Source organism: Oceanobacillus alkalisoli (genome assembly GCF_021556485.1).
Lineage (GTDB): Bacteria > Bacillota > Bacilli > Bacillales > Amphibacillaceae > Oceanobacillus > Oceanobacillus alkalisoli.
Genome location: NZ_JAKGBW010000037.1, coordinates 1 through 842, shown reverse-complemented (window position 1 = coordinate 842; position 842 = coordinate 1). Strand labels below are relative to the sequence as shown.

General features: G+C 37.3%; 1 protein-coding gene. It reads right to left on the bottom strand.

The genetic code is table 11. The features are described from left to right. Nucleotides 1–60: 60 nt before the first annotated feature. Nucleotides 61–834: an IS21-like element helper ATPase IstB gene (istB, locus tag LZD48_RS18365; RefSeq protein WP_235764127.1), complete on the bottom strand. Its 774-nt coding sequence runs from the start codon at nt 832–834 to the stop codon at nt 61–63. Between the last annotated feature and the right edge of the window lie 8 nt (nt 835–842).

Below are 842 nucleotides of genomic sequence, written 5' to 3'. Positions count from 1 at the left end.
TGTAACCGTCAAGTAGAATTAAGCAGTTTTTCACAATTAACACTCAACAGGTTTCCCCAATTAAGATTCAACACCTGTTTCTTGAAACAAAGCACGTCTGTACTTCATTCTGATGCTGTCTTGGTTCTCATCGAATGTGATAATTTCACTTCTGTGGAGAAGGCGATCTAGGATCGCCGTTGTTAATGTTGTATCTCCAAGAAATTTACCCCATTCCCCTGGACCTTTATTGGAAGTTAAAATAAAGGCCGTCTTATCATACATATCGTAAATAAACTGGAAAAAGAGCTGCGCATCTTGCGTTTCATAAGCCATATACATGACATCATCAATGATAACCAAATCTGATCCTGTAATTCGTTTATACCTCGTTCTAGACTTACTTATATATTCTTTAGTCTTTAATACGTAAATTAACTGATCCATGGATACGAAAGAAACCTGATACCCTTGGTTGACTGCCTGGATTCCCAATCCGGTTGAAAGATGAGTTTTTCCGACGCCAGGAGGACCCATCATAATTAATGTGAAATTCTCTTCGATCCATGATAATTCCTTTAATACATTTAATTGTTTCTCACCAATCGCAGATTGCTCTTCGAGTTTAAATTGCTCTAATGTTAAGTGTTGGGGGAACTCTGCCCATTTCATTAACTTGATACGATTCTTTTCCTCACGACAAGCCAATTCATATCCTAGTACCTGATCAATGAATTCGGAGTAAGTTAATCCCTTTGATTCAGCTTCTCTAAGCATGCTTGGTAGTTCCTTTGCTGTTTCTGCTAATCTTAAAGCTCTACATTTTTCTTGTAGCTCCTGATAGAATTCTGTCATCTTATTTA